Here is a 26667-nt window from a genome sequence, read left to right as displayed (position 1 = left end):
CAGCTCAACTCCGCCGCCGGTCCCGTTCACTGCGCGTCGCCGACCGCCTGCTCCCAGTCCTGCAAGGATCTGACCCCGACCTTGGCCGACCGGATCGCCTCGATTCCCTGCACAGCGGCGGTCAACCCCTGCACGGTGGTCATGCACGGGATGTTGCGCGCGACCGCCGCGGTCCGGATCTCGTAGCCGTCGAAGCGTGGCCGCCCGTCGGTGCTCTGGCCCTGCGGGGTGTTGAAGATCAGATCGACCTCACCGTCGGTGATCGCCTGGACGATCGTCTTCTCGCCGTTGGGTCCGGGGCCCTGGCTGTGTTTGCGCATCCGCTTGACCGGGATGCCGTTGCGCTCCAGCACCGACGCGGTGCCGGCGGTGGCCAACACCTCGAAACCAAGATCAGACAGCAGCTTCACCGGCAGGATGATGTGTCGTTTGTCCCGGTTGGCTGCCGAGACGAAGATCCGGCCCCGCTCCGGCAGCGGTCCGGAGGCCCCGGCCTGGCTCTTGGCGAAGGCGGTGCCGAAGCTGGTGTCCAGGCCCATCACCTCGCCGGTGGACTTCATCTCCGGTCCGAGGATTGTATCGACGCTGGCGCCCTCGATGGTCCGGAACCGGTTGAACGGCATCACCGCTTCCTTCACCGCCACCGGCGTTCCGAGCGGCTCGTCGGCCCCGTCGCCCTCGGCTTTCAGGATGCCTTCGGCGCGCAGCTGCGGAATCGTCGCGCCCAGCATCACCCGAGCCGCAGCTTTGGCCAGCGGCGTCCAGGTTGCCTTGGAAACAAAGGGAACCGTACGCGACGCCCGAGGGTTGGCCTCCAGCACGTAGAGCACGTCGCCGGCCAGGGCGTACTGGATGTTGATCAGGCCTCGCACTCCGACGCCGCGGGCGATGGCCTCGGTCGAGACCCGGATGCGGCTGATCACCTCGGCACCGAGGGTGATCGGCGGCAGCGCACAGGCGGAGTCGCCGGAATGCACGCCGGCCTCCTCGATGTGCTCCATCACGCCGCCGAGATACAGGTCGGTGCCGTCGTAGAGAGCGTCGACGTCGATCTCGATCGCATCGTCGAGGAACCGGTCGACCAGCACCGGATGCTCCGGCGAGACCTCGGTCGCCCGACGGATGTAGGAGGACAGGGTGCTGTCGTCGTACACGATCTCCATGCCGCGACCGCCGAGCACGTACGAGGGACGCACCAGCACCGGATAGCCGATCTCCTCGGCGATGTCCCGGGCTTCCTCGAAGGAGCTGGCCATCCCGTGCTTGGGTGACAGCAGTCCGGCCTCGTCCAGCACCCGGGCGAACGCCCCGCGTTCCTCGGCCAGGTTGATCGCCTCCGGGCTGGTGCCGACAATCGGCACCCCGGCGGCCTTGAGCGATTGGGCCAGCCGCAACGGCGTTTGACCGCCGAGTTGCACGATCACCCCGGCGACCGGACCGGCGGCCTGTTCGGCGTGCACGACCTCCAGGACGTCCTCGAGTGTCAGCGGCTCGAAATACAACCGGTCGGAGGTGTCGTAGTCGGTGGACACCGTCTCCGGGTTGCAGTTGATCATGATCGTCTCGTAACCGGTGGCGCTGAGCTCCATCGCCGCATGCACGCAGGAGTAGTCGAATTCGATCCCCTGCCCGATCCGATTCGGGCCGCTGCCGAGGATGATCACCGCCGGCTTGGTTCTCGGCTCGACCTCGCTCTCCAGATCGTAGGAGCTGTAGTGGTACGGCGTGCTGGCGGCGAATTCGGCCGCGCAGGTGTCAACGGTCTTGTAGACCGGCCGCAGTCCGAGTGCCCACCGCACGCCTCGTACGACCCGTTCGTCCAGATGCCGCAGGGCGCCGATCTGGGAGTCGGACAGCCCGTGCATCTTGCCCAGCTTGATCAACTCGGCGGTCAGCTCCGGGGCGGTCCTGATCTCTGTGACCACCTCGTTGACCAGCACCAGTTGATCGACGAACCAGGGGTCGATGCCGGTTGCCTCATGCACCTGCTCGACCGTGGCGCCCTGCCGGATCGCCTTGTAGACAACGCCGAGCCGACCGTCGTGCGGGCGGGACGCCTGGTCGAGGAGTTCCTGCACCGTCTCGGTGATCTCGCCGGCGACGTCGAACGGCGCCTTCGGATCCTCAAGGCTGCGCAGCGCCTTCCCGAGGGCCTCGGTGAAGTTGCGACCGATCGCCATCGCCTCACCGACGCTCTTCATGTGGGTCGTCAGCGTGCTGTCGGCGGCCGGGAACTTCTCGAACGCGAACCGGGGCACCTTGACCACGACATAGTCCAGGGTCGGCTCGAAGCTGGCCGGAGTCTGCCGGGTGATGTCGTTGGGAATCTCGTCCAGGGTGTAGCCGACGGCCAGCTTGGCGGCGATCTTGGCGATCGGGAAGCCGGTCGCCTTGCTTGCCAGCGCACTGGACCGGGACACCCGCGGATTCATCTCGATCACGATCATCCGCCCGTCCTCGGGGTTGATCGCGAACTGGATGTTGCAGCCGCCCGTCTCCACACCGACCGAGCGGATGATGCCGATCGCGACGTCACGCATCCGCTGGTACTCGCGGTCGGTCAGCGTCATCGCCGGAGCGACGGTGATCGAGTCGCCGGTGTGCACGCCCATCGGATCGAGATTCTCGATCGAGCAAACGATCACGACGTTGTCAGCCTTGTCGCGCATCACCTCCAGTTCGTACTCCTTCCAGCCGAGGATCGATTCCTCGATCAGCACCTCGGTGGTGGGGCTGGCGGCAAGTCCTGCGCCCGCGATCCGGCGCAGGTCGGATTCGTTGTGGGCGAAGCCGGAACCGACGCCGCCCATGGTGAAGCTGGGGCGCACGACCAAGGGGTAGCCGAGAACCCCGGCGGCGGCCAGCACATCGTCCATCGAATGGCAGATCTGGCTGCGCGCGACCTCGGCCTGGACCTCACCGTCGCGGCCCGGCGGGAGTTCGGTGACGATCCGCTTGAAGGACTCGCGATCCTCGCCGCGCTGGATCGCGTCCACCGACGCGCCGATCAGCTCGACACCGTACTTGGCCAGGATTCCCTGGTCCCACAGGGAAACAGCCGTGTTCAACGCGGTCTGGCCACCCAACGTCGCCAGCAGCGCGTCTGGCCGCTCCTTCTCGATCACCTTGGCGACCGTCTCCGGATTGATCGGCTCGATGTAGGTCGCGTCGGCCATCTCCGGGTCGGTCATGATCGTCGCGGGGTTGGAGTTGACGAGCACCACTCGGTAGCCCTCGGCGCGCAGCACCCGGCAGGCCTGGGTCCCGGAGTAGTCGAATTCACAGGCCTGGCCGATCACGATCGGCCCGGAGCCGATCACCAGGATCGTGCTGATGTCGTCCCGGCGTGCCATCAGTTGCCACCCTTTGCATCAGAGAGCAGTTGCACGAACCGATCGAAGAGATAAGCCGCATCGTGCGGACCGGCCGCTGCCTCCGGGTGGTACTGCACCGAGAATGCCTTCAACTTTCCTTGATCATCCTTCAGCTCCAGGCCCTCGACCACGTTGTCGTTGAGGTCGACGTGGCTGACCCGTGCGGTGCCGTACGGCGTGTCGATGTCCTCACCGATCGGCGCGTCGACCGCGAACCCGTGGTTGTGTGCGGTGATCTCCACCTTGCGGGTGCCGAGATCCATCACCGGCTGGTTGATGCCGTGGTGGCCGTAGGTGAGCTTGTAGGTCCCCAGGCCCAGCGCGCGGCCGAAGACCTGGTTGCCGAAACAGATCCCGAAGAACGGAAGATCATCGGCCAACGCCTCCCGCAGCAGATCGACCTGGATCTCGGCGGCGGCGGGATCACCGGGACCATTGGAGAAGAAGACACCGTCCGCGCCGATCGCGCGCAGGTCGTCGTATGACGCTGTGGACGGCAGCACGTGCGTCTCGATCCCCCGCTCGGCCATCCGGTGCGGGGTCATCGTCTTGATGCCGAGGTCGATCGCGGCGACGGTGAACCGCTTCTCCCCGACCGCCGGAACGACCGCGGTGTCGGTGACGGTGACGTCGTCGGCCAGGTGGGCGCCGATCATCGACGGCTGCTGCCGGACGCGTACGAGCAGTTTCTGTGGATCCAACTCGGTGGTCGAGATGCCGACCTGCATGGCCCCCTGCTCGCGCAGGTGCCGGGTCAGTGCCCGGGTGTCGACTCCGGCGATGCCGACGATGCCCTGGGCCTTGAGTTCGGCGTCCAGGCTGCGGCGGGAACGCCAACTGCTCGGGATCCGCGCGGCGTCGCGGATCACGTAACCGGCGACCCAGATCCGCTTCGACTCGTCGTCCTCGTCGTTCCACCCGGTGTTGCCGATGTGGGGCGCGGTCGCGACCACCACCTGGCGGTGGTAGCTCGGATCGGTGAGGGTTTCCTGGTATCCCGACATCCCGGTCTGAAAGACCGCCTCGCCGAAAGTCTCGCCGGTCGCCCCGTAGGAATACCCCGGGAAACTGCGACCGTCCTCCAGGACCAGGATCGCTGGAATTCGTTGGTGGCCCGTCCCCGGATTCGCCGCCAGAGGGGGAATCGCCGTCGAGAGCGGCGTCGAGAGGGCATGGTCAGGCAGAGACGCAGAATGCGACATTACCGTCCTTTCCTGCCTCACAGGACAGGTCTTAAAGGTTGGCGTTGTATCCAGGCGAGGATATCAGCACTGGTGGCGGTCGCACGCATCCGGGCACGCGAGCCGCAGCCATCGGATCCGGCGCACATCGCCGCCGACTACGCTGCGGGACGTGACAACCGATGGGCCCGGTATTGCGGACGACCGCGCGGCCGCGATGGCCGACCTCGAACGCGAGATCAGTCTCTTCTTCCGCAGCGCTCGCAGCCTCTCCGAACGGATCGCCGGCCACATCCACCCCGATCTCGATTCTCCCGGCTATGCGCTGCTGGCAACGATCCTCGAATTGGACCCCGATGATCAAGGCGTCCGCGCAGTCGACGTCGCCAGCCGCACCAATCTGCACAAGTCGACGCTGAGCCGTTCGATCGCCGATCTCGAGCGGCTCGGGCTGATCGCTCGGGTCCGCGATCCGCAGGATGCCCGTGCCCGGCTAGTCACCTTGACCGGACGCGGCCGGACCGCCGTCGAGAACTCCCGGGTCGGACGTCGCGAGCTGATGCTCAGCCGGCTCGAGTCCTGGGAGCCCGACGATCTCGCCCAGCTCGCCACCCTGCTGCAGCGGTTCAGCCGCGCACTGAGCCCCGAACTCTGAGCCCGCCAGCCGGACGGACAACCCATCAACCCTGCGAAGTCGCGTTTGTCACGACTCTGCGCGCCCCGAGGCGGCTCGTAGACCGCAAGGTCGAGTTGTCGCGAGTCCGGTGCCAGATCCGACGACGCCGTCTGGCCGCGAAACTCGCGTTGTCACGACGTCGCGACTGGTGGGCCGCCGACAACACCCGGCAGGAACCCGCATCCGGTTCGTACGATCGCCGGCCTGAGTTGTAGCTGAGAAAACTGTCAGTGGTCGGCGGTTAGTTTCGTTAAGCAACAACACAGGTCTATAGTTGCTTACAGCAACCAAAGGAGTTCCTCTACCGATGACCATCGAACGTAACCAGGCGGCAAGCGTCCTGGAAGCGCTGGTGTCGCTGGTCCGGGTGACGAGAACGTTCGCCCACCGGGACTCGGCGCACAGCGTGACGGCAACGCCGATCGCGTTGCTTCGATTGGTCTCCGAGACCGATCCCCGCCTCGGCGACCTCGCCGAACAGCTGCGGGTCAAGCCGTCGGTGGCCTCTCGGGCCGTCGCGGCCCTCGAGACCGAGGGCTATGTCAGTCGCGATCCCGATCCCGACGACGCACGGGCGTGCCGGATCCGGATCACCCCGACCGGGCGCGAATACCTGAGGGCGCGTGAGGATTGGGCCCTCGACCTGGTCGCTCGTACTCTGTCCGACTGGTCGCCGGAGGACGCGGATCAATCGATCCGGATCCTGCAGCGGCTCGAGCACAGCGTCGACGAACTGGTGGACCAGTTCGCGAGTGCCGCTGGGGCAGGGACCGACCCGCTGAGGACAACCGCGGTTGCCACGGAACGAACCACCACACCGACCGAAACACAAGAGAGCCAGCCAATGACCGAGTGGGAGAGGACTGCCGTATGAGCGCAGCTGTAGCCGAGCGCAGCCCCGCCATCGCTGCCGAGCACAACCGCGACGGGGGACCGCTGTCGCACGCTGAGATCCTCGAGGTGATGATCGGCCTGTTGGCCGCTCTGTTCACCGCCCTGATCTCCTCGACGATCGTGTCGACGGCGCTGCCGACCATCATGTCCGATCTGCACGGCACCCAGCGCCAGTACACCTGGGTGATCACCGCGTCGCTGCTGGCCATGACTATCTCCACGCCGATCATGGGCAAGCTGGCCGACCTGTTGAACCAGAAGCTGCTGATCCAGCTCTCGATCATCCTGTTCGTGCTGGGATCCGTCGGTGCCGGCCTGTCGCAGGAGATCTGGCAGATGATGATCGCCCGCGCCGCCCAGGGTGTCGCGATGGGCGGTCTGATGGCCATGACGCAGGCGATCATGGGCAGCATCATCGCCCCGCGCGAGCGGGGACGGTACTCCGGCTACATGGGGGCGGTGATGGCGGTTGCCACTGTGTCCGGCCCGCTGGTCGGCGGCTGGATCACCCAGACCTGGAACTGGCGGTGGGTCTTCTTCGTCTGCGTGCCGCTGGCGGTGATCTCGCTGATCCTGTTGCAGGCCAAGATGCACCTTCCGTCCCGCCCGAAGCGCAAGGTCAGGATCGACTACTTCGGTGCCTTCTTCCTGGCGTGCGCCGCAGCGGCCCCGATGATGTGGGTCACCTTCGCCGGCAGTGACTACGACTGGATCTCCTGGCAGTCCGGCCTCTTCCTCGCTGCGTTCGTCGTGGCGGCGGGCGTCGCGATCATCGTCGAGCTCAAGCATCCGGAGCCGATCGTCCCGATCCGGGTGATCGCCAACAGCACCACGGCGTTGATGATCATCGCCGGTCTTGCAGTCGGCGTCGGCATGTTCGGCGCAGGCACCTTCCTGACCCAGTACTTCCAGCTCGGCGCCGGCTACAGCCCGACCAAGGCCGGTCTGATGACCCTGCCGATGATCGTCGCGCAGTTGCTCAGTTCGGTGATCGGCGGCCAGATCGTCAGCCGCACCGGCCGGTGGAAGCCCGTCATGGTCCTGGGCGCGACCTTGTTCCTGATCGGCTTCGGTGGTCTCGGCCACTTCCTCGACCACAGCACCCCGTACTGGCAGATCGCCATGTGGGTCGCGATCGGCGGTATCGGCATCGGCGCGATGTTGCAGAACATCGTGCTGGCCGTCCAGAACACGGTCGACGTCAAGGACATCGGCGCTTCGTCAGCGACAGTCTCGTTCTTCCGTTCGCTGGGCGGCGCGGTCGGCGTGACCGTCCTCGGCGCGGTGCTGGCCACCAAGGTTCCGGAGAAGATCACCGCGGCGTTCTCGTCGCTGTCCCCCGCTGACCAGGCCAAGGCCGGGGTCGAGGCGGCAGCGATGAAGAAGGCCGGGATGAACCTGGACATCAACAGTCTGCAGCAGCCGCTGCGTACGATCGTGCACCACGCGTACGGCGACACCTTCGGACTGTTGTTCCTGATCGCCGCGATCATCGGGATCGCCGCATTCATCGCGGTCATCCTGGTCCACGAGGTTCCGCTGCGGACCACGGTCGAGATGCACAAGCCCGCCGAGGGGGGTGCGGCCGCGGTCGCGGTCCCGGCAGCGGCCGAGCTGGAGAAGCTGGCCACCGAGCCCAATGTCGCCCGGGTCGTCGACCAGACCGATGGCGCCGGACAGCCGGCGGGCACCAATGGCGTGAACAAGCCGCTCCCGGTCCAGGCAGGCGCTCCGGCCGCCGGCCGCATCGACTCCCGAGTGGATGCCCGGGTTGACGCAGAGGACGAAGCCCCGGCCACGTCGGCTGACTGGGATCCATCGGCCCTCGACGACCCTGCGGAGCGGGTCTCGGTTGCCGCACTGGACGTACTGACCGCAGCCCAGGACCGGGCGCGGGCGCAGGAGTCGCTCGGCCACGAAAAGGTCTCCGAGCTGGTCGCCAGGCTCAACACCCTGTCCCATGACGTGGACGCAGCCATCGGCGGCTTCCATCGCCAGGTCCAGGAGATCCGCGAGCAGCTGCTGTCGGCCGAGCCCGAGCGGCACGCTCCTGCTCCCGACGGGGCCGGTGGCGACGAGTTGCGCCAGTACGAGTACAACCTGCTGCTGGACAGCCAGCAGACGGCCGACCGGGTCACCCGGCTGGCCCGTGCCGAAGCCGAGCGGACGCTGGCCCAGGCCGAGCACGAGCGTGCCGAACTGGAGAAGCGCATCGAGCAGCTGCGTGGCGTGGAGCGCGAGCTGAGCGGCCGGGTCACCGAGCAGCTGCGGACGCCGAGCGGCGACCATCAGCAGAGCTGATCGCCTCCCCGGTCCACCAACAGCACTAGTTCGCCAACGGCTCGGGCCGGATCCCATTCGTGGGGTCCGGCCCGAGCCGTTCGTGCATGGTGGTGCGGCTACTGCTTGGCAGCCGCCTTGTCCTCGACGACACTGCCGAGCAGGCCGTTGACGTAGGCGGGCGACTCGTCGGTGGACAACTCCCCCACCAGCTCGACCGCCTCGGCGACCGCGACCGCATCCGGTACGTCGTCGATATAGTCGATCTCGTACGTCGCGATCCGGATGGCCGCCCGGTCGACGCGTGGCATCCTGGCCAGCGACCAGCCTTTGGCCAGGTGGGCACTGATCCGGCGGTCGATGGACTCCTGGTGGGCCTCGACTCCGCGCACCAACTCGACCGTGTAGTCGCGCAGCGGCGGATCGGCGTCAAGGCTCCGCTCGGCCAGCGTCTCCGACAGCGTACGACCACGCAGTTCAGCCTCGAAGAGGATGTCCAGGGCCCGTTTGCGGGCCTTCGTACGGGCTGACGGCACCTGGGTCAGCCGCCGATCCGGCCGAGGTACTCGCCGGTCCGGGTATCGACCTTGACCTTCTCGCCCGTGGTGATGAACAGCGGGACCTGGATCTGCAACCCGGTCTGGACCGTGGCCGGCTTGGTGCCGCCGGTGCTTCGGTCGCCCTGCAGACCGGGCTCGGTGTAGGTGACCTCGAGTTCGACCGAGGCCGGCAGGTCGATGTAGAGCGGGTTCTCGTCGTGCAGCGCGACCGTCACGACCTGCTCCTCGAGCAGATAGTTCTTGGCGTCGCCGACCACGCTCTCGTCCAGGCTCAGCTGGTCGTAGGTGTTGGTGTCCATGAAGACCCAGTTGCTGCCGTCGAAGTAGAGGTACTGCATGTCCCGGCGATCGACCTGGGCGTCGGCGATCTTGGTGTCGGAGTTGAAGGTGCGGTCGACCACCTTGCCGGAGAGCACGTGCTTCAGCTTGGTCCGGACGACGGTGTTGCCCTTACCGGGCTTGTGGTGCTGGAACCAGGTCACGGTCCACAGCTGGCCGTCGAGGTCGAGAACCGTGCCGTTCTTGAGATCGTTGGTGGAGATCACAGCGATTGTCCTTCGTGTTGCGGCTTCCGGACGGTGTCACGCACCGTCGTCGAGCACCGTCGTCATGCACTTGTCTGCTATCCAGCCCGGTCGTACGGGCAGCGTCCAAGTCTACTGCCGGTCCCCCGGCCCGGGCGAGTTGATCAATCCGGTGCCGACCGGTCCGAGAACGCACAGGCGAGGCTGCCGATATCGTCGCAGCGTGATTCGTACGGAGTTCCTGGCCAAGCAACCCACCCTGAAGACGGCACGGACCCAGTTGGTGCCGATGGGACCCCGGTTCTTCCCCCAGGTCTGGCGATCACTGCAGGATCGCGAGGTGGCGCGGCTGACGGGTACCCATGCGAGCTTCACCGAGGAACAGGTGCGCGGCCATCTGGACAGCCTTTCCCGCCGGGGCGACCGAGCCGACTGGGCGATCGTCCGCACCGAGGACGGCAGCTATCTGGGTGAGGTCGTGCTCAACGACCTGGATCGCGGCAACGAGTCGATGAACTACCGGATCGCCCTGCGCGGACTCGATGTGGTCGGACAGGGCTACGGCACCGAGGCCGGGCTCGCTGTGATCAACTTCGGGCTCGGACTGGTCGGACTGCACCGGATCAGCCTCGGCGTGTACGCCTTCAATGAGCGGGCGATCAAGTCCTACCAGAAGATCGGATTCGAGTTCGAGGGCCGACTCCGACACGCGCTGCAATGGGATCGCGGCTGGTACGACGAGATCGTGATGGCGATCCTGGCCCCGGGCGCCCTCGACGAGTCGCCGGACGCCGTGGGATCAGCGGATCACTCGCCCATGCAGCCGTCGAACGACACATCGGTGTAGGGCTGGTCGGTCTGCAGATCGGCCGCGTCGCCAGCCGAGACCGCGGCCGCGACGTCGGCCGTCGGGCAGGCGTTGCCCTGCTTGCCCGGGACACCGGAGTGGATCCAGTCCGCCGGATTCACGCCGAGCCGGACCGCCGAGATGCCGCTGATCGCGATCCCGATCCGGACCCTGGCGCCGACCCCGCCGGTGGTGTTGCCGGTGACCGTCAGCCCGTGGCCGCTGTTGGCACCGATCATCGCGGTGCCGGCGTACCAGGCGCGGGATCCGGCACTGATGCCGATCACCAGGTGAGTGCTCGGCCCGGACCACACGGTGTTGTCGACGATCCGGGCGCCGCTGAAGTCGTAGCGCGACTGGCTGCCCGTTCCCGGCACGTAGAACAACGGATCGGCGACGATCCCGGCGTACATCGAGACGCCCGCGGACAGGATCGAGTTGCCGCTGACGACGGACTTCTGCACGACGCCGACGTCGGGCAGCCGGCTGCCACGGGTGAGCGAAATGCCGACCCCGCCGGTGTCGACGATCTGGTTGTCGGTGATCGCCGTGTCGGCACAGCCCGAGGCGATACCGTCGCTCCAGGCCCCCGCGGTCGTACCGTCGGACAGCTGCCGGGTCAGGTAGTGATCATTGCTGTACGCGGTGATGACGTTCTTGCTGACCCTCACCTCGGAGCAGGCGTAGCCGCCGCCCTGGCCGAGCACCTGGATGCTGGCCGAACCGGCGGTATTGGAGATCTTGTCGTTGCTGACCGTGGTCTGGTGACCGCCGAGGACCCGTACGTCGTACCGGTTCGGGCTGAAGTTGCCCGGGCTGTTCCGCGCTCCATCCACCCAGACCGAGGTGAGCTTCGCGCCGTTGGTCACGTCGACCATCGGCTGGTCGAACGAACCGCCCCGGACCAGCCGGCCCATCTGGGCGTAGTGCTCCGGATCGGGATTGTCGGCGGTGGTCAGCGTGACTCCGTTGGGAATCGTCAGCGGACTGGTCAACACCACGAGCGCCCGCTGGGCCAGCATCACGCTGCCACCGGGAGCGGTGTCGTCCAGGAGCGCCTGCAGTTCCTGCTGGCTGCCGTCGAAGCCCGCAGTCGCGGTCTGCAGCGGCAACGGGCTCTTACCCGCCAGGGCGTAGGAGGTGGCGCTGGAGTCGCGCGCACCGGAGCAGATCTTCGGCACCAGATCGGTGAACTGCGGATCGGCGAAGAACCGGGCCACCACGGTCGACCAGGCCTCGCCGTGGTCAAGGGCCTGCCGCCAGCTCGACAGGGTGTCGTCGGCCTCGCTGTTCCAGACACCGCGATAGAGCGTGATCAGCCGTGAGGTGTTGTCGTAGCCCAGCTGCGCGTAGTCGGCCGAGGTGTAAACCTGCTGCCCGACGTCGGCGAGCGTCTGGAGGCTGCACCCGGCCTGGCTGAAGGTCTGAGCGTCGCTGGTCCATTCCGACTGGTACGGCAGCCGTCCCAGCGCCTCGGTGTAGATCTTGGCGATGAACTGGGAGGGCACCTGGACCGAAGAGTCGCTGGCAGCCGGCGCTGCGGCTGCGGACAGAACCGGGCCGACGGCGAACCCCAGCAGCGCCAGTGCGAACGCGGCAACAGCCGTCATCGCACGGCGAACCGCGGTACGCACCGACATCCGCTTCACCCCTCTGGTTCGGACCGGTTAAGTCAAGCCCGCATCGAGATAACCAGATCGGCGGACCCGGCGCCAACCGCACGGAGCAATCTTTATCGGTCCTTTACCGACCCGATACACAACCACCGTGCTGTAACGCTCCTTTCAGTCGCGACGACCCCCTCCGACGACCCGTCCGACCGCACCGGAACCGCCCGCGCAAAACCCAGCGGGAATCGCGCGGACATTCGAGGTTCTGTCAGGGATTGACGGCACTGTAGCTGTCCCGCAACAGCTGCTCGTCCGGGCCCTGAAGGATCCGCGCCCTGGACAGGTCCTCGAGCACCACGAACCGCAGCGTCGAGCCGCGGGTCTTCTTGTCCAGGGCCATGTTCGCCAGCAGCTCGTCGAACGCGTTTCGGGCATAGCTGACCGGCAGTCCGACCAGCATCAACGTGCGCGCATGCCGGGCGGCGACGGCGTCGGAAAGGATTCCGGCGCGTCGGGCCAGCTCGGCGACGAAGACCATTCCGATGCTGACGGCGTTGCCGTGCCGCCACTGGTAGCGCTCGCGCCGCTCGATCGCGTGACCCAGGGTGTGACCGTAGTTCAGCAGCTCCCGGCCGACCCGGGTGCCGATAGAGGTCGTCTCCCGAAGGTCCTTGGCGACCACGACAGCCTTCACCGCGATCGAGCGTCGGACGAGTTCGGCCAGCTCCGCCGAGGCGGGGTCGACCGCCCGCTCAGGGCGTCCTTCGACCAGGTCCAGGATGGCCGGGTCGGCGATGAATCCGCACTTGATCACCTCGGCCAGGCCGGGGACCAGTTCGTCGGTCGGCAGCGTGCGCAGTGCGTCGAGATCGCAGACCACGCCCGCCGGCTCGTAGAAGGCGCCGACGAGATTCTTGCCCTCGACCGTGTTGATGCCGGTCTTGCCGCCGACCGCGGCATCGACCATGCCCAGCAGGCTGGTCGGCACGGTGATCAACCGGACGCCGCGCAGCCAGGTCGCGGCCACGAAGCCGGCCAGATCGGTCGCCGCGCCACCGCCGACGCCGATGATCGTGTCGGACCGAGTGAAGTTGGCCTTGCCCAACGACGTCCAGCAGTAAGCGAGCACCTCGGCGCTCTTGGCCGCCTCGGCGTCGGGAACCGGCACCCGCAGCACGGAGAAGCCGCTCTTGATCAACCGTCTTTCCAGCCCGGACACCAGATCGATGGTGGTCTGCTGGTGGATGATCGCCACCCGCAGGCTGCCCTCGGCCAGCCCGAGCACGGTGTCGAGGATGCCGTGGCCGACGGACACCCGGTACGGCTGTTCGGACTCCACGTCGATGATCACCGTCGCCGGCTCGGTCCCCGTCGGATCAGTCAAGATCACACCACTTCCGGTTCCTGGTCTCCTCGGCCGGTTCCGGCCGACTTGTCACGTGGCTTGCCACGTAGGCGAACGATCGGTCAGGACTGCGATCCCTGCAACCCCGGCAATTGCTCGATGATCAATTTCACCAGCTCGGCGGGCTCATGATGATCAGTCGCCAGTCCGATGGTCGCCACCTCGCGATACAGCGGTTCCCGCTCGCGCATCAGCTTGATCAACTGTCCGCGTACGTTACCGAGCAGCAGCGGACGAGCGGTGTTCAGGCCGATCCGGTCGGCGGCTGCGGCGATCCCGACCTGCAGCCAGACCACCCGGTAAGGGGCCAGCGCCGTCCGGATCGGCTCCGAGGTGACTGCTCCCCCGCCCAGCGACACGATCGCTCCGCTCGCCGCCGGCGCTGCCGACAGCTCGCCCAGCGTACGGATCGTGGTCGCCGTCTCCAGGTCGCGGAAGACCGGTTCACCATCGCTGGCGAAGATCTCGGCGATCGGCTTGCCGGCCCGTTCCTCAATCAGCGCGTCGATATCGACGAAGTCGACGCCCAGCCGTGCCGCGAGCGCCCGGCCGACGGTCGACTTGCCCGAGCTCGGCGCGCCGACCAGCACGATCGGCCCCATCGCCCCCTGACCGCGGTCGCCGGTGGCATCACTCATGGAGTTGCAGCCCGCGTTCGGCCACGTCGTCGAGATAGCCGCGATAGTTACGTGCCGCCTCGGCGACCGAGTCGCCGCCGAACTTCTCCACCGCCGCATCGGCGAGGACCAGCGCCACCATCGCCTCGGCCACCACGCCTGCCGCGGGCACCGCGCAGACGTCCGACCGCTGGTTGTGGGCGACCGCCGGCTCGAGCGTGCTGGTGTCGATGGTCCGCAGCGCGCGCGGCACCGTCGAGATCGGTTTCATGGCGGCCCGGACCCGCAGCACCTCGCCGGTGCTCATCCCGCCCTCGGTGCCACCGGCCCGATGCGAAGCGCGGGCGATGCCGCCGCCTTCGAGCAGGATCTCGTCATGGGCGCGGCTGCCGCGGACGCGGGCCAGCTCGAAGCCGTCGCCGACCTCGACCCCCTTGATCGCCTGGATCCCCATCAGGGCTCCGGCGAGCCGGGCGTCCAGCCGCTTGTCGCCCTGGATGTGGGAGCCCAGGCCCGGCGGCAGTCCCCAGGCGAGCACCTCGACCACACCACCGATGGTGTCACCCTCCTTCTGCGCCGCCTTGACCTCGGTGAGCATCTTGTCGCCCGCCTCGGCGTCGAAACAGCGCAGCTCGTGGTCGTCGATCGCGGGCAGGTCGTCGATGGTCGGCATCAGGCCGTACGGCGCCCGGATCGGCCCGATCTCGACGACGTGGCTGAGGATCGTGATCCCGTACGCCTGCCGCAGATAGGCCATCGCGATCCGTCCCAATGCCACTCGGCTGGCGGTCTCGCGGGCGCTGGCCCGCTCCAGGATCGGGCGTGCCTCGTCGACCCGGTATTTCTGCATGCCGACCAGGTCGGCATGGCCCGGGCGCGGGCGGGTCAGCGGCGCGTTGCGGGCCTGACTGGCCAGCGTTTGCGCGTCCACCGGGTCCGGGGACATCACGGTCTCCCATTTCGGCCACTCGGTGTTGGCGATCTCGATCGCCACCGGCGAACCGAGCGTGACGCCGTGCCGCAGGCCGCCGATCATCGTGACCTTGTCGGCCTCGAATTTCATCCGGGCGCCGCGGCCGAAGCCGAGCCGGCGCCGCGCCAGGGCTTCCGAGATGTCCTGTGAGGTCACCTCGACACCGGACGGGAGTCCTTCCAGAATCGCCACGAGACCCTGGCCATGGGACTCGCCGGCGGTCAACCAACGCAGCATGAAGCTATCCTTTCACGCCGCCGAGCGCGGCCCGACCGGCGTCCAGCAGCACCGCGTACGGCACCGTACGGCCGGTCATCAACTCCAGTTGCCCGACGGCCTGGTGCACCAGCAGGTCCAGGCCGTTGATCACCGTCCGGCCGGCGGCGCCGGCCGCCACCGCCAGTGCGGTCGGCCACGGATCGTAGATGACGTCGAAGATCACCGGCGCGGCAGCGGCCGCCTGCTCGGCGACCGGATCGGTGGCGCCCTTGGTCACCGTCGAGATCAGCACATCGGACTCCGGGACCCGCGGCCCCCACCCAACGACCTCCACGGCGATCTCGAGACGATCAGCCAGACCGGCGAACACGTCGCGGGCGTGCTCAGGACGACGCGCCATCAGCCGTACGACACCGGCGCCCATCTGCGCGACGGAGATCACCGATGATCGCGCCGTGGCACCCGATCCGAGCACCGTCGCGGAATCGACCTTGTCGACGCCGGCCGCCGCGAAGGCTGAGACCAGACCGCCGACATCGGTGTTGTAGACCCTCGGCGTCGTGCCGGCCTCGAAGATCATCGTGTTGCCCGCTTCGGCGAGCACGGCCAGCTCGTCGGGCTCGCCGAGCTCCAGGGCGACCACCTTGAGCGGCATGGTCAGACTCAGCCCGCGCCAGGAATCGTCAAGACCGGCAACGAAGCCGCCGAGTTGATCAGCGTCGACCTCGTGACGCTGATACTCCCAGTCGGCCAGACCCAAATGGCGGTAGGCGGCCCGGTGCAGCGCTGGCGACAACGAATGCTCGATCGGCGATCCGAGCACGGCGCACCTGATCATGATCCGATGTTCATGGTCGGTTCAGCACTTGCCCTTGTGTGCCGTGCACCACTGCTGGAACTTGATGACGGCGGCATCGTGCTGTGTCTTGGTGGTGCTGAACACCGTCTCGCCGGTGTTCGGATTGACGACCACCCAATACATCCACGGCCCGCTCGCCGGATTCGCCGCGGCCTTCAAGGCCGCCTCGCCCGGTGCCGAGATCGGGCCGGGCGGAAGCCCGGCATGCACATAGGTGTTGTACGGCGACTTGCTGGCCCGTTCGGCATCGCTGGTGGTCAGCTCGCCGTCCTTTCCGACGGCGTACAGCACGGTGGAGTCGAGCTGCAGCTTCATCCCCTTGGCCAACCGGTTGTAGATCACCCGCGCCACCTTCGGCCGATCGGCAGGCCGGTTGACCTCCTTCTCGATGATGCTGGCGACGATGACCACCTGGTACGGCGTGACGTGCAGCGCCTGGGCCCGCTGGGTCAGGTCGATCGAATCGGAGACCTGGGTGAACCGGCCGGTCATCTGCTGCAGGACCGAGGTTGCGGTGGCACCGTCGGTCAGCTCGTAGGTGTCGGGGAAGAGGAATCCCTCGGGCTTGTTCTTGGCCCAGGGCGGCAGGCCGAGATCCTGCGGCTTCCGCAGCGCCGCATCGTAGGACTTGACGCTGATCTTGGTCCCCTTGGCCAGGGCGGCGATCTGGTCGCTGAGCCGCAGCCCCTCGAGCACCTGGACGGTGTTGCGGATCCGGTAGGTGGCCGGATGGGTCAGGTGCGACAGCGCGGTGGCGGCCGGCACCTGGGTCCGCAACCGGTAGGTGCCCGCCTGCACCGTCGGGGTCCCGTCGTAGGCCGCGATCGCCTTCTTCCACGCCTTCGTGGACTTGATCACGTCGTCCTTCTGCAGGTCCTCGCCGATCGTGGTCAGCGGCGCACCGCTGGGAACCGTGAAGTGGATGTCCTTGGTGCCCTTGGCGTTGGTGTAGTCGGGCGTGGACAGGGTCTCCGCGGCGAAGCTGGAGAACTTGTGCCAGGCGAAGAAGCCGCCACCGACGATCACCGCGAGCGCGATGAGGACGGACAGACAGCTCTTGCCCCACCGGGCAGCGGTCCTGCTGCGCGGCTGCGGCGCCTGGTCGAGCAGATCTGTCACGTCGTCGGGTGTCCTTGTCCCCTGGTCGATCTCTTGGTCGTCGCGCTCGTCGATGCGCTGCTCGCTCATGATCGGCTCCCATCCACCCGATCGGTGGACGATAGTAACTCCCCTGGCGCCGTACCCGTGGATCTCTCGGTGTCCAACGCCCGATCGAGGATCTCGCGCGCAGCTTCGGAGTCGATCAATCCCCGCTGTTTCTTCGCCGATTTTCCGCCTGCACGCAGCCGTCCGGCCGCCGCCACGGTGCTCAGCCGTTCGTCGACCAGGCGGATCGACGGCGTGTCGTCCGCGAACCGCTGCCGCAGGACCGTGCGCAATCGCTCTGCCTTGCCCCGCACTTTCACAGCAGCCGGTCCCTCGCCACCGTTCATCGACCGCGGCAGGCCGACGACAACCTCCAGCGGCTGGTATTCCCCGACGAGCTCGGCGATCCGGCCGAACTCACCGTCGCCGCCCGGCACGAAGTCGAGCGCGACCGCGAGCAGCCCATCGGGGTCGCTGACCGCGACACCGATCCGGGCGTCTCCCCAGTCGATGCCGAGTCGGCGACCCCTCCGGATGCTCATCGGACGAGCCTGCTCAGCTGGTCTGCAGGGTGTGGCCGATGGCGTACTCGACATCGCGGAGCGCTTCGACGACCTTGCCCGGTTCGCTGCCGCCGCCCTGGGCGATGTCGTCGCGGCCACCGCCACGTCCACCCAGCGTCTGGGTCGCGACCCGCACCAGCTCGCCGGCCTTGAGCTGACGGTGCCGGGCACCCTCGGTGGTCGCGATCACCACGCTCGGCTTGTCCAGCTCCCCGCCGATCAGCGCGATCACGGCGGCCTGGCCCTGGACCCGGTCCCGGACCTGGGTGACCAGCGTGCGGAGATCGCCGCCGCTGACACCCGGGACGTGCTCGGCGATGTAGGAGACGCCCCACATCTCGTGCGCCTTGGCCAGGATCGGGTCGATCGCGGTCGAGAGATTCTGGCTCTTCAGATCGGCGATCTGCCGCTCCGCGTCCTTCAACTGGGAGACCATCCGGTTGATCCGGTCCACCAACTGATCGGGCTGCACGTTGAGCGTCTCTGTCAGGCCGTGCACGAGCGCCCGCTCTCGCGCCAGCTGCTGGAAGGCCTCCATGCCCACGAACGCCTCGACCCGGCGGATCCCCGAACCGACCGACGACTCGGCGTTGACCGCGATCAGGCCGACCTGGGCCGATTGCTGGACATGGGTACCCGCGCACATCTCCCGGGACCAGCCCTCGCCCATGTCGACCACCCGGACGACATCGCCGTACACCTCGCCGAAGAGGCCGATCGCGCCGGACGCCCGCGCCTCGCCGATCGGCATCTCGCGCGCGACCACACCCAGATCGTCACGGATCGCCAGGTTGGCGATGCTCTCGATCTTCTCCCGCTCCGAATCCGACACCTGGTTGCCCCAGGCGAAGTCCAGCCGCATATAGCCGGGCCGGTTGAACGAGCCACGCTGCAACGCGGTCGGGCCGAGAATCTCGTGCAGCGCCTGGTGGATGACATGGGTCGCCGAGTGCGCCTGGCAGGCGCCGAGCCGCCACTGCGGGTCGACTTCGGTGCTGACCACCTGGCCACGTCGCAGCTCACCCTCGACGACCTTCGCGTGGTGCACCAGCAGTCCCTTGATCGGACGCTGCACGTCGACGATCTCCAACACCGTGCCGTCGGCGGTGGTGATCCGGCCGTGGTCGCCGGACTGGCCGCCGGACTCCGGGTAGAACGGAGTCTCCTCCAGCACGATCTCGACGCTGTCGCCCGGCCGGGCACCCTCGGTCAGCTCGCCGTCGGCGATGATGCCGCGCACCTGGGACTCGCCGGTGAGCGTACGGAAGCCGAGGAACGGGGTCTCGCCCAGATCGCGGAGTTCGGCGTACGCCTGGACGGCCTGCGCGCTGCCCTTCTTGGCCTTCGCGTCCGCCTTGGCCCGTTGCCGCTGCTCGTCCATCAGCCGGCGGAATCCGGCCTCGTCGACCTGCAGCCCCTGCTCGCCCGCCATCTCCAGGGTCAGGTCGATCGGGAAGCCGTACGTGTCGTGCAACTGGAAAGCCCGCTCGCCGGTCAGGGTGCTCTGCTGCTGCCGCTTGGCATCGGAGACCGCCAGGTCGAAGATCCTGGTCCCGTCGGTCAGCGTCCGGGTGAACGCCTCCTCCTCGCCGTAGGCGACCTCGCTGATCCGGCCCCAGTCAGTCTCCAGCTCGGGATAGGACGCCTTCATGGCATCCCGACTGGTGGTGAAGAGCTCCGCGAAGCTGCTGTCGGTGACCCCAAGTAGTCGCATCGAGCGGATCACCCGGCGCAGCAACCGGCGCAGCACGTAGCCGCGGCCCTCGTTGCCCGGGGTGACGCCGTCGCTCATCAGCATCAGGCCGGACCGGACGTGGTCGGCGATCACCCGCAGGCGTACGTCGTCCTCGTGATCGGCGCCATAGCGCTTGCCGGACAGCTCGGAGGCCCGGTCGAGGACGGGATAGACCTCGTCGATCTCGTAGAAGTTGTCGACACCCTGCAGGAGGAGCGCTACACGCTCAGCGCCCATGCCGGTGTCGATATTCTTCCGCGGTAGCGGGCGCAGGACATCGAAGTCGTCCTTGGCCCGGACGGCAGAGAGCTCCTCCTGCATGAAGACTAGATTCCAGACCTCCAAATACCGGTCCTCGTCGACCTCCGGACCGCCGTACGGCCCGTATTCGGGGCCCCGGTCGATGAAGATCTCGCTGGTCGGCCCTCCCGGGCCAGCCACGCCCATGTTCCAGTAGTTGTCCTTCAGCCCGCGGTTCTGGATCCGCCCGTCCGGCAGGCCGGCGATCGCACGCCACAACCCGCGAGTCTCCTCGTCACCCTTGAGCACCGAGACCCAGATTGTTTCAGGGTCGAAGCCGAGGCCGCCGGCCTCCTGGGACTTGGTCAGCAGCTCCCAGGCGTAGCGGATCGCGCCGTCCTTGAAGTAGTCGCCGAAGGAGAAGTTGCCGTTCATCTGGAAGAACGTGCCGTGCCGGGTGGTCTTGCCGACCTCTTCGATGTCGCCGGTCCGGATGCACTTCTGAACGCTGGTGGCCCGCGGCCACGGATTGGGTTCGGCACCGGTGAAGTACGGCTTGAAGGGCACCATGCCGGCGTTGACGAAGAGCAGCGTCGGGTCGTTGTAGACCAGCGGGGCGCTGGGCACCTCGTGGTGGTCGCGTTCGATGAAGTAGTCCAGGAAGCGGCGTCGGATCTCCGCGGTTTTCATGATTGTTCGTTTCCTCCTTGCCGCGAGGGGTCACTCATTCCTCAATATCTGCGGCGTGTCGTGCGGCAGGTGTTGGCCTCGACCCCTCGTCGGGCACTTGCTGAGCGCTCAGCGCTCCGGGTTGTCGTCAGCGGGCTGGTTGCGGCCGAGCGCGTCGAGGATCTCCTCTTCGCGTTCGGCCATGGCAGCTCGTGCCCGATCGACGAAATCCGTTGCAGCCGCGCCGATGCCCCCGGCCCGCTCACCCAGTCCCTGCCTGACCCGGCCCGCGATCGCTTCCGGGCGCGACTTCGCCAGGTAGCCGCGGATCTTCCGGATCAGGAAGATGCCGACGGCCGCCCCGAGGACGAACCAGATCAGACGCCTGAGCACGCGATCACTTCTTCCGGCGGGCCGGCTTGCCGGACTTGCCGTCGCCGCGGATCGCCTTGCGGATGCCGTAGGTGAAGGCGGCTGTCTTGACCAGCGGGCCGCCGATGGTCGCCGAGAACAGCGTCGCCATGTTGGCCGCGTTCTCACTCACCACGGTCGCGTGCTGGCTGACCTTGGACAGGTCCTCGGTGACGACAGACAGGCGTGCCAGCTCCTCGTTGGTCGCCCGGACCGTACCCTGCATCTCGGTCAGGATCGGGACGCTCTCGTGGCCGATATCGCGGACCGCCAGCCGGACCTCTTCCAGGACCCGGCCGAGCTTGAGCAGCGGAATCGCGAAGAGGATCACCAGAATCGCGAACGCGATCGCCGCGATCAGGCCGGCAATCTCCCCTATGGTCATCGGTTCCTCTCCCGGTGATAGCTGTGTGCCTCGCCCACGAACCCTACCGTGCCGACCCTCGTGGGTGTGCCATCCATATCCCCGGCGGCCCGCCCCAGCGATTCAGGAGACCTTGTAGACCGTCGCGGACTCGTCGCCGAGCACGACCAAGTGGTCGGTGCCTGCTCCGCAAGCCTGGCCAGGAACGGGATCGCAGAGTTGCCGTCCCCACAGGTCGAGGGCGGCGACCCGGTTGGCGTTCGTCGCGCCCGCGTAGTCGGAGTGGGTCGCCCAGATCCGGCCGCCGGCGACCAAAGTGCCGCTCAGGGTCGGGGAATCGGACAGCTTCTGCGTCCCGGTGCGCAACGGGCCTCCACCCGCCCAACTCCGAAGGTGATCGTCCGAACCGGCGAAAATGCCACTATCCGGGCTGAACCACACCGCCATCAGTGCCCCGCCCGGACCGATCCCAGCTGCGGCGGCCATCATGACGCGCTTCTCGGTGTAGCGCGTCGCGCCGGTCCGCGGGTCGAGCAGCAGATCCGCGCGGTATCCGCCATCGGACTTCTGGGTCTCCAGCCCCGCCAGACCAGATGCGCCGAAGATCCACCGGCCGCGCTGCGAGTCGGTTCCGCGGGTCGACCAGAGTTGCCGTCCGGTGCCGGCATCCAGGGCGGCGACCGGGCCGTGGTCGTTCTCCGCGCCATCGCCCTGGCCCTCATGGACCAGATCAACCAGCACCACGTCGCCCGCCAGATACTTGCCCTTAGTGTCATCGACCCGCCAGAGTTCCTTGCCGGTCGCGGCATCCAACAGCCCGGTCCAGATCCGCTGGCCCGATCGGGGCGCCTCTCCGCCGACGACCACGTCGAGCGCGCCGGCGATGTAGAGGACGCGGGTAGCGTCGCCCGCGATCACCTGCACAGATTCGTCGTCCCGTTGCCGGGCCCGCGGGTCGCTCCGCGGCACCGCCGGCAGCAGCAGGTTGTGCCACAGCAACCGACCGTCCGCCGCGCGGATCGCTGTCAGCCCCTTGCCGTCGGTACGCGTCGTCTCCGCTGTGCTGCACGAGCCTTTCCCACCAGGACAGGGATTCTGATACGTCGGCACGGTGACGATCGCGTTGCTGTCGGTTTCGCACACCACCTGCCCGTCGGAGACCGACAGCGTCGGATCGATCGTCGCCAGTTGCCGGTTGACCGTCTGCGAGGTCCAGATCCGCTTGCGGTCGGTCAGGCCGAAGGCAGCGATGTCGGCGAGGAAGGGAATCTTCTGACCGCCCTTCAGTCCGCCGGACACGACGACCACATCGCCGGCCGGCGCGGCGTCGTCGACAGTGCCGATCCCGCCGGTGTCCCACAGCTTGTCCAGCCTCACCCGCGCCGGCGGCGCGGTCGGGTCCGGCTTCGTGCCCTGGGACTGCGGCAGCCCCGGCAACCGGGGCACCCCACACCCCGCGAGCAGCGCTGCCGCACCGCCGGCCAGCAACGTACGACGCCCGATCGCGTACGGCTCCGGCGGGGATGGTCGGGACACTCGTACAGGCTGACATCCAGCCGGGTCAGCTCACCTGCCCCCGATCAAGCCAAGTGGCAGGCGACCTGGCGCTGGCCGGTGTCGGCCGCCAGGATCGGCAGCGGGGTGCTGACGCAGATGTCGCCGCGTTCGCCGGCCTCGGCGCGCAGCGGACAGCGTGGATGGAAGCGGCAGCCGCTCGGGATCCGGGTCGGATCCGGCGGCTCGCCGGTCAGCAGCGGGTGCGGGGCCCGACCGGCCGAGGCCACTGCTGCGATCAAGGACTTGGTGTAGGGATGCTTGGGCGACAGCAGCACTTCCTCGACAGTCCCGACCTCCACGATCCGGCCGAGATACATCACCGCGACCCGGTCGGCGATGTTCCAGGCCAGCCCCAGGTCGTGGCTGACCACCAGTGCCGACAGCCCGAGCTGATCCCGCAGGTCGAGGATCAGCTTCAGGATCTCCCCGCGCACTGAGGCGTCCAAGGATGAGACCGGCTCGTCGGCGACGATCACGCCGGGATCGAGGGCCAGCGCGCCGGCGATCACCACGCGCTGCTGCTGCCCGCCGGAGAGCTCGTGCGGGTAGCGAGCCAGATAGTTCTCCACCGGACGCAGCCCGGCCTGCTCCATCGCCGTGTGGACGCGGCCGGTCAGGTTCTGCCGCTCACCGTGCAGTCGCAGGCCCTCGGCCACCGCATCGAAGACGTTCTGCCGCGGGTTCAACGCCGCAGCAGGATCCTGCAACACCAACTGGACGTGGCGCCGGTACTCCTTGAGTGCCGCTGCCCGGTAACCCAGCGGTTCGGAGCGGTACGAGACCGCGCCGGCCGTCGGCTTGATCAGTCCGACCAGTACCCGGGCCAGCGTGCTCTTGCCGCACCCCGACTCGCCGATCAGCGCCACGATCTCGCCGGAGCCGACGGTCAGGTTCACTCCGTCGACTGCCCGGGCTGGGCGTCGCCCGCGACGACCGGGGAAGGTGACACTGACGTCGTGCACCTCGAGCACCGGGCGGTTCGTTGCCTCGTCGGTGACCACTCGCTCGGTGGACGTCATGGGAGCACCCGCAGACATGCCGACTCGCGTTCCGGTCCCGCCGGCCACAGCGTCACCTCCGTTGTCCTGCACTGCTCCATGGAGACCGGGCACCGCGGTTCGAACGGGCAACCGACAAGATCGCCGCGCAGATCCGGCGGATCACCGGCCAGACCGCTGGGTGCCAGTCGCGACGCCGGGTCGCCGATCGTCGGGAAAGCCCCGGCAAGCGCCTTGGTGTACGGGTGCTGTGGTTCGGTGATCAGCTGCTTCGACGGCCCGATCTCGATGATCTTGCCCGCATACATCACCGCCAGCCGGTCGCAGACCGAGCTCAACACCGACAGATCGTGGCTGATCATGATCATTCCGATACTGCTCTCGGCCACCAGATCGGTCAGCAGGCCGAGGATCTGCGCCTGCACGATCACGTCAAGTGCCGTCGTCGGCTCGTCGGCGATGATCAACTCCGGCTTGCAGGCCAGCGCCATCGCGATCATCACCCGTTGCCGCTGCCCACCGGACAACTCGTGCGGGTAGGCCGCAGCCCGCTGTGCCGAGACACCGACACTGTCCAGCAGTTCGGCGGTCCGGGCCCGGGCCTCACGCTTACCCACCTTCTCGTGCAGCAGGATCGGTTCGCGGATCTGCTCGCCGATCGTACGGACCGGATTCAGTGCGCTCATCGCGCCCTGGAACACCACCGACGCCTCGGCCCAGCGGACGGCCCGGATCCGCGACCACTTGGCCTGTGCCAGATCCTCGCCCTTGAACCGTACGGTGCCGGCCACCGAGGCGCTGGCCGGCAGCAGTCGCAGCAGACTCAGCACCGTGGTCGACTTGCCCGACCCGGACTCCCCCGCGATACCGAGGGTCTGACCCGGTTCGAGGTTGAAATCGACCCCGCGGACCGCACGGACTTCATCGCCGCCGGTCTGGTAGGTCACTGCGAGATCCTCGACATCCAGCAGGCTCATCGGTTCACCATCCTCGGATTCAGGATCGCCTCGACTGCCCGTCCGACCAGCGTGAATCCGAGTACCACAACGACGATCGCCAGACCGGGCGGCAACACGTACCACCACGCGCCGGCCGTGATCGCGCCTTGGGTGAAGGCCTGGTTGATCATGGAACCCCAGCTGACATCGGTCGGGTTGCCCAGGCCGAGGAAGGTCAGCGTCGTCTCCGACAGGATCGCACCTGCCACAGTCAGTGTGCTGGAGACCAGGATCAGCGGCATCACGTTGGGCAGCACGTGCCGGATCATGATCTGGGTGTTGCCGGCCCCCAGGGCCCGTGCCCTCTCGATGTAGGGCCTGGCCTCGACGGCCAGTGTCTGGGCCCGGACGAGCCGCGCGGCACCGGTCCAGGAGGTGATCGCGATGGCGATCGTGATCGACACCGGTCCCTGACCCAGCACCACCGACAGCGAGATCGCCAGCGGCAGCCCGGGCAAGGCGATGAACCAGTCGGTGACCCGCATCAGGAGGTTGCTGACGATGCCTTGGTAGTGGCCGGCGATCAGTCCGATCGCTGCCCCGATCACCACGGTTGCCACTGTCGCGATCACACCGATCGCCAGCGACGGCCGGGATCCGTAGATCAACAACAACAGCACCGAACGCCCCGGCTGGTCGGTTCCCAGTGGATAGCCGTGTTGCGGCGGTGCCAGCAAGGGTCCGGTGGCTGCCGCGGCGCTGAGATCACTGTCGTGGATCCACACGGGCGCGGTCAGGGCCATGATCGTGAATGCCAGCAGCACGACCAGTCCGATCATGCCCCAGGTGTTGCGGACGTAGGCCGAGCCGAAGTTGCGCAGCGCCTGGGTGCGCGGTGGCGTACCCCTGTTGATCACCGACTGATTGGGGGACGGGACCTGGGTTGCGGCGGTCACTGGGCACGCACCCTGGGGTCGATGACCCGGTAGAGCAGGTCGGCCACCAGATTCATGGCGATGATCGAGGCCGAGAACATCACGAAGGTCCCCTGCAACAGTTCAAGATCAGGAATCTTCAGCGCGTTGTAGGTCAGCAGTCCCAACCCAGGCCAGCTGAACACCGTCTCGACCGTGATCGCTCCGGAGATCAGTCCGCCGATCTGCAGGAAGATCACCGTCACGGTCGGCAGCAGTGCGTTGGGCAGCGCGTGTTTGCGGAGTACGTCGTCGTCGCGCAGTCCCTTGGCCCGCGCGGTCAGCAGATAGGGATTGCCGAGCTCGTCGATCAACGACGATCTCATGATCGTCACATACTGGGCGAAGACCACCAGCACCAGCGTCACGCACGGCAAGGCGAGATGCCAGGCAACATCGAGCACTGTGCCCACCGGCCCGCCGTTGAACCCCGGAGTCGTCATCCCGCCGGACGGGAACAACGTGGGGATCGGTCCGACCCCGGTTCCGAGCACGATCAACAGGATGATGCCGAGCCAGAAGGTCGGCACCGACCAGAAGACCAGCGACGTACCGGAGGCGATCCGGTCCAGCCATCGGCCCGGCCGCCAGCCGGCCTTCGAGCCCAACCACAGCCCCAGGACGATGGAGATCAGGGTCGACAAGCCGGTCAGCAGCAGGGTCGGGCCGATCCGTGGCAACACCAGGGATGCCACCGACTGGTTGTAGCCGTACGAATAGCCCAGATGCAGCGTGATGCTGTGCCAGACGTAGATCCCGAAGCGCTGCCAGATCGGCTCGTCGAGCCCGAGGGACTTGCGCAGCGCGGCCAACTGGGCGGCGTCCATCGGCTTGCCACTGGCGCGCGCGATCGACTCCACCGGGTTCTGCGGCATGATCGTGAACAGCACGAAGCCGATCACCAACACGACCAACAGGCTGATCAGAGCGGTAATGATCTTGCGCGCCAAGTACCACCAGAACGCGCTGCGCTCGGAGCTGTCGGCACGGCCGGAGCTCTGTTCGGAATCGACGAGCTCCGGCCCCAGAACATTCGCAGACGCCATCAGTCAG

At 67.4% G+C, this 26667-nt stretch carries 23 protein-coding genes; 4 read left to right on the top strand and 19 right to left on the bottom strand.

All coding sequences use genetic code 11. The features are described 5' to 3' along the window. Positions 1–26: 26 nt before the first annotated feature. Together carB and carA are read right to left on the bottom strand one after the other, a co-directional pair. Entirely contained in the window at positions 27–3353 is a 3327-nt protein-coding gene (gene carB / locus IEY07_RS04630) for a carbamoyl-phosphate synthase large subunit (RefSeq protein WP_188894009.1), read from the bottom strand. Then, positions 3353–4576 (bottom strand): glutamine-hydrolyzing carbamoyl-phosphate synthase small subunit, encoded by a 1224-nt coding sequence (gene carA / locus IEY07_RS04625; protein ID WP_188894008.1) that lies wholly within the window; start codon positions 4574–4576, stop codon positions 3353–3355. Before carA ends, carB begins: the two co-directional genes overlap by 1 nt. 151 nt (positions 4577–4727) lie before the next feature. On the opposite strand from carA, the gene IEY07_RS04620 reads away from it, so the two are divergent. The 3 genes from IEY07_RS04620 (at position 4728) to IEY07_RS04610 (ending at position 8426) form a co-directional block, all read left to right on the top strand. Beyond that, positions 4728–5210 carry a MarR family winged helix-turn-helix transcriptional regulator gene (locus tag IEY07_RS04620; RefSeq protein WP_188894007.1) on the top strand — a complete coding sequence of 161 codons (483 nt, stop codon included), beginning with the start codon at positions 4728–4730 and terminating at the stop codon, positions 5208–5210. Between the two features lie 328 nt (positions 5211–5538). Continuing rightward, the gene (locus IEY07_RS04615) at positions 5539–6105 is read left to right on the top strand and encodes a MarR family winged helix-turn-helix transcriptional regulator (protein ID WP_188894006.1); all 567 of its coding nucleotides are present in this window, start codon (positions 5539–5541) and stop codon (positions 6103–6105) included. Next, positions 6102–8426 carry an MDR family MFS transporter gene (locus tag IEY07_RS04610; protein ID WP_188894005.1) on the top strand — a complete coding sequence of 775 codons (2325 nt, stop codon included), beginning with the start codon at positions 6102–6104 and terminating at the stop codon, positions 8424–8426. The genes IEY07_RS04615 and IEY07_RS04610 overlap by 4 nt, the downstream gene beginning before the upstream one ends. Positions 8427–8524: 98 nt before the next feature. Here the strand turns inward: IEY07_RS04610 and nusB are convergent, their stop codons facing one another. Both nusB and efp read right to left on the bottom strand, forming a co-directional pair. Continuing rightward, positions 8525–8941: a transcription antitermination factor NusB gene (gene nusB / locus IEY07_RS04605; protein WP_188894004.1), complete on the bottom strand. Its 417-nt coding sequence runs from the start codon at positions 8939–8941 to the stop codon at positions 8525–8527. Between the two features lie 5 nt (positions 8942–8946). Further along, a complete protein-coding gene (gene efp, locus IEY07_RS04600; RefSeq protein ID WP_188894003.1) occupies positions 8947–9510 on the bottom strand; it encodes an elongation factor P in 564 nt (187 codons plus the stop codon). 202 nt (positions 9511–9712) lie between these two features. Here efp and IEY07_RS04595 point away from each other — a divergent pair, with 202 nt between their 5' ends. Next, positions 9713–10336, top strand: a complete 624-nt coding sequence (locus IEY07_RS04595; protein WP_229669717.1) for a GNAT family N-acetyltransferase — start codon at positions 9713–9715, stop codon at positions 10334–10336. Here IEY07_RS04595 and IEY07_RS04590 read toward each other — a convergent pair. From IEY07_RS04590 to IEY07_RS04520, 15 genes are all read right to left on the bottom strand, one after another. After that, entirely contained in the window at positions 10297–11976 is a 1680-nt protein-coding gene (locus IEY07_RS04590; RefSeq protein WP_188894001.1) for a hypothetical protein, read from the bottom strand. The two genes, IEY07_RS04595 and IEY07_RS04590, sit on opposite strands and share 40 nt — an antisense overlap. A gap of 238 nt (positions 11977–12214) precedes the next feature. After that, positions 12215–13330, bottom strand: a complete 1116-nt coding sequence (aroB, locus tag IEY07_RS04585) for a 3-dehydroquinate synthase (protein WP_188894000.1) — start codon at positions 13328–13330, stop codon at positions 12215–12217. 83 nt (positions 13331–13413) lie between these two features. Continuing rightward, on the bottom strand, positions 13414–13989 hold the full coding sequence (locus IEY07_RS04580; protein WP_229669716.1) for a shikimate kinase: 576 nt from the start codon (positions 13987–13989) through the stop codon (positions 13414–13416). Beyond that, on the bottom strand, positions 13982–15178 hold the full coding sequence (aroC, locus tag IEY07_RS04575; RefSeq protein ID WP_188893999.1) for a chorismate synthase: 1197 nt from the start codon (positions 15176–15178) through the stop codon (positions 13982–13984). Before aroC ends, IEY07_RS04580 begins: the two co-directional genes overlap by 8 nt. Positions 15179–15182: 4 nt before the next feature. Continuing rightward, entirely contained in the window at positions 15183–15998 is an 816-nt protein-coding gene (locus IEY07_RS04570; RefSeq protein ID WP_229669715.1) for a shikimate dehydrogenase, read from the bottom strand. 21 nt (positions 15999–16019) lie between these two features. Continuing rightward, entirely contained in the window at positions 16020–17207 is a 1188-nt protein-coding gene (mltG, locus tag IEY07_RS04565) for an endolytic transglycosylase MltG (RefSeq protein ID WP_188893998.1), read from the bottom strand. Continuing rightward, positions 17204–17707 (bottom strand): Holliday junction resolvase RuvX, encoded by a 504-nt coding sequence (gene ruvX / locus IEY07_RS04560; protein ID WP_308422908.1) that lies wholly within the window; start codon positions 17705–17707, stop codon positions 17204–17206. Before ruvX ends, mltG begins: the two co-directional genes overlap by 4 nt. Positions 17708–17720: 13 nt before the next feature. Further along, the gene (alaS, locus tag IEY07_RS04555; protein ID WP_188893996.1) at positions 17721–20393 is read right to left on the bottom strand and encodes an alanine--tRNA ligase; all 2673 of its coding nucleotides are present in this window, start codon (positions 20391–20393) and stop codon (positions 17721–17723) included. Between the two features lie 108 nt (positions 20394–20501). Then, positions 20502–20765: a hypothetical protein gene (locus IEY07_RS04550; RefSeq protein WP_188893995.1), complete on the bottom strand. Its 264-nt coding sequence runs from the start codon at positions 20763–20765 to the stop codon at positions 20502–20504. A gap of 4 nt (positions 20766–20769) precedes the next feature. Next, positions 20770–21168 carry a DUF948 domain-containing protein gene (locus tag IEY07_RS04545; protein WP_188893994.1) on the bottom strand — a complete coding sequence of 133 codons (399 nt, stop codon included), beginning with the start codon at positions 21166–21168 and terminating at the stop codon, positions 20770–20772. A 102-nt stretch (positions 21169–21270) separates the two neighbouring features. Beyond that, positions 21271–22683, bottom strand: coding sequence for a PQQ-binding-like beta-propeller repeat protein (locus tag IEY07_RS04540; RefSeq protein WP_188893993.1), 1413 nt, complete (start codon positions 22681–22683; stop codon positions 21271–21273). A gap of 44 nt (positions 22684–22727) precedes the next feature. Continuing rightward, positions 22728–23723: an ABC transporter ATP-binding protein gene (locus IEY07_RS04535; protein WP_188893992.1), complete on the bottom strand. Its 996-nt coding sequence runs from the start codon at positions 23721–23723 to the stop codon at positions 22728–22730. After that, positions 23720–24679 (bottom strand): ABC transporter ATP-binding protein, encoded by a 960-nt coding sequence (locus tag IEY07_RS04530; protein ID WP_188893991.1) that lies wholly within the window; start codon positions 24677–24679, stop codon positions 23720–23722. The genes IEY07_RS04535 and IEY07_RS04530 overlap by 4 nt, the downstream gene beginning before the upstream one ends. Further along, positions 24676–25596: an ABC transporter permease gene (locus tag IEY07_RS04525; protein ID WP_229669714.1), complete on the bottom strand. Its 921-nt coding sequence runs from the start codon at positions 25594–25596 to the stop codon at positions 24676–24678. The genes IEY07_RS04530 and IEY07_RS04525 overlap by 4 nt, the downstream gene beginning before the upstream one ends. Next, positions 25593–26660, bottom strand: coding sequence for an ABC transporter permease (locus tag IEY07_RS04520; protein ID WP_188893990.1), 1068 nt, complete (start codon positions 26658–26660; stop codon positions 25593–25595). The genes IEY07_RS04525 and IEY07_RS04520 overlap by 4 nt, the downstream gene beginning before the upstream one ends. Positions 26661–26667 lie beyond the last annotated feature (7 nt).

Origin of the sequence: Microlunatus endophyticus (assembly GCF_014646195.1) — a bacterium.
GTDB classification, from domain to species: domain Bacteria; phylum Actinomycetota; class Actinomycetes; order Propionibacteriales; family Propionibacteriaceae; genus Microlunatus; species Microlunatus endophyticus.
This window is presented reverse-complemented; position numbering and strand designations above follow the sequence as displayed.

Coding starts and splice junctions, on each gene's coding strand:
- IEY07_RS04520 (WP_188893990.1), bottom strand. CDS start 26,660: ATGGCGTCTGCGAATGTTCTGGGGCCGGAGCTCGTCGATTCCGAACAG.
- alaS (WP_188893996.1), bottom strand. CDS start 20,393: ATGAAAACCGCGGAGATCCGACGCCGCTTCCTGGACTACTTCATCGAA.
- ruvX (WP_308422908.1), bottom strand. CDS start 17,707: ATGAGCATCCGGAGGGGTCGCCGACTCGGCATCGACTGGGGAGACGCC.
- IEY07_RS04530 (WP_188893991.1), bottom strand. CDS start 24,679: ATGAGCCTGCTGGATGTCGAGGATCTCGCAGTGACCTACCAGACCGGC.
- mltG (WP_188893998.1), bottom strand. CDS start 17,207: ATGAGCGAGCAGCGCATCGACGAGCGCGACGACCAAGAGATCGACCAG.
- carA (WP_188894008.1), bottom strand. CDS start 4,576: ATGTCGCATTCTGCGTCTCTGCCTGACCATGCCCTCTCGACGCCGCTC.
- IEY07_RS04610 (WP_188894005.1), top strand. CDS start 6,102: ATGAGCGCAGCTGTAGCCGAGCGCAGCCCCGCCATCGCTGCCGAGCAC.
- IEY07_RS04545 (WP_188893994.1), bottom strand. CDS start 21,168: ATGACCATAGGGGAGATTGCCGGCCTGATCGCGGCGATCGCGTTCGCG.
- aroC (WP_188893999.1), bottom strand. CDS start 15,178: ATGCTGCGTTGGTTGACCGCCGGCGAGTCCCATGGCCAGGGTCTCGTG.
- carB (WP_188894009.1), bottom strand. CDS start 3,353: ATGGCACGCCGGGACGACATCAGCACGATCCTGGTGATCGGCTCCGGG.
- IEY07_RS04570 (WP_229669715.1), bottom strand. CDS start 15,998: ATGATCAGGTGCGCCGTGCTCGGATCGCCGATCGAGCATTCGTTGTCG.
- IEY07_RS04580 (WP_229669716.1), bottom strand. CDS start 13,989: ATGAGTGATGCCACCGGCGACCGCGGTCAGGGGGCGATGGGGCCGATC.
- IEY07_RS04535 (WP_188893992.1), bottom strand. CDS start 23,723: ATGACGTCCACCGAGCGAGTGGTCACCGACGAGGCAACGAACCGCCCG.
- IEY07_RS04590 (WP_188894001.1), bottom strand. CDS start 11,976: ATGTCGGTGCGTACCGCGGTTCGCCGTGCGATGACGGCTGTTGCCGCG.
- IEY07_RS04615 (WP_188894006.1), top strand. CDS start 5,539: ATGACCATCGAACGTAACCAGGCGGCAAGCGTCCTGGAAGCGCTGGTG.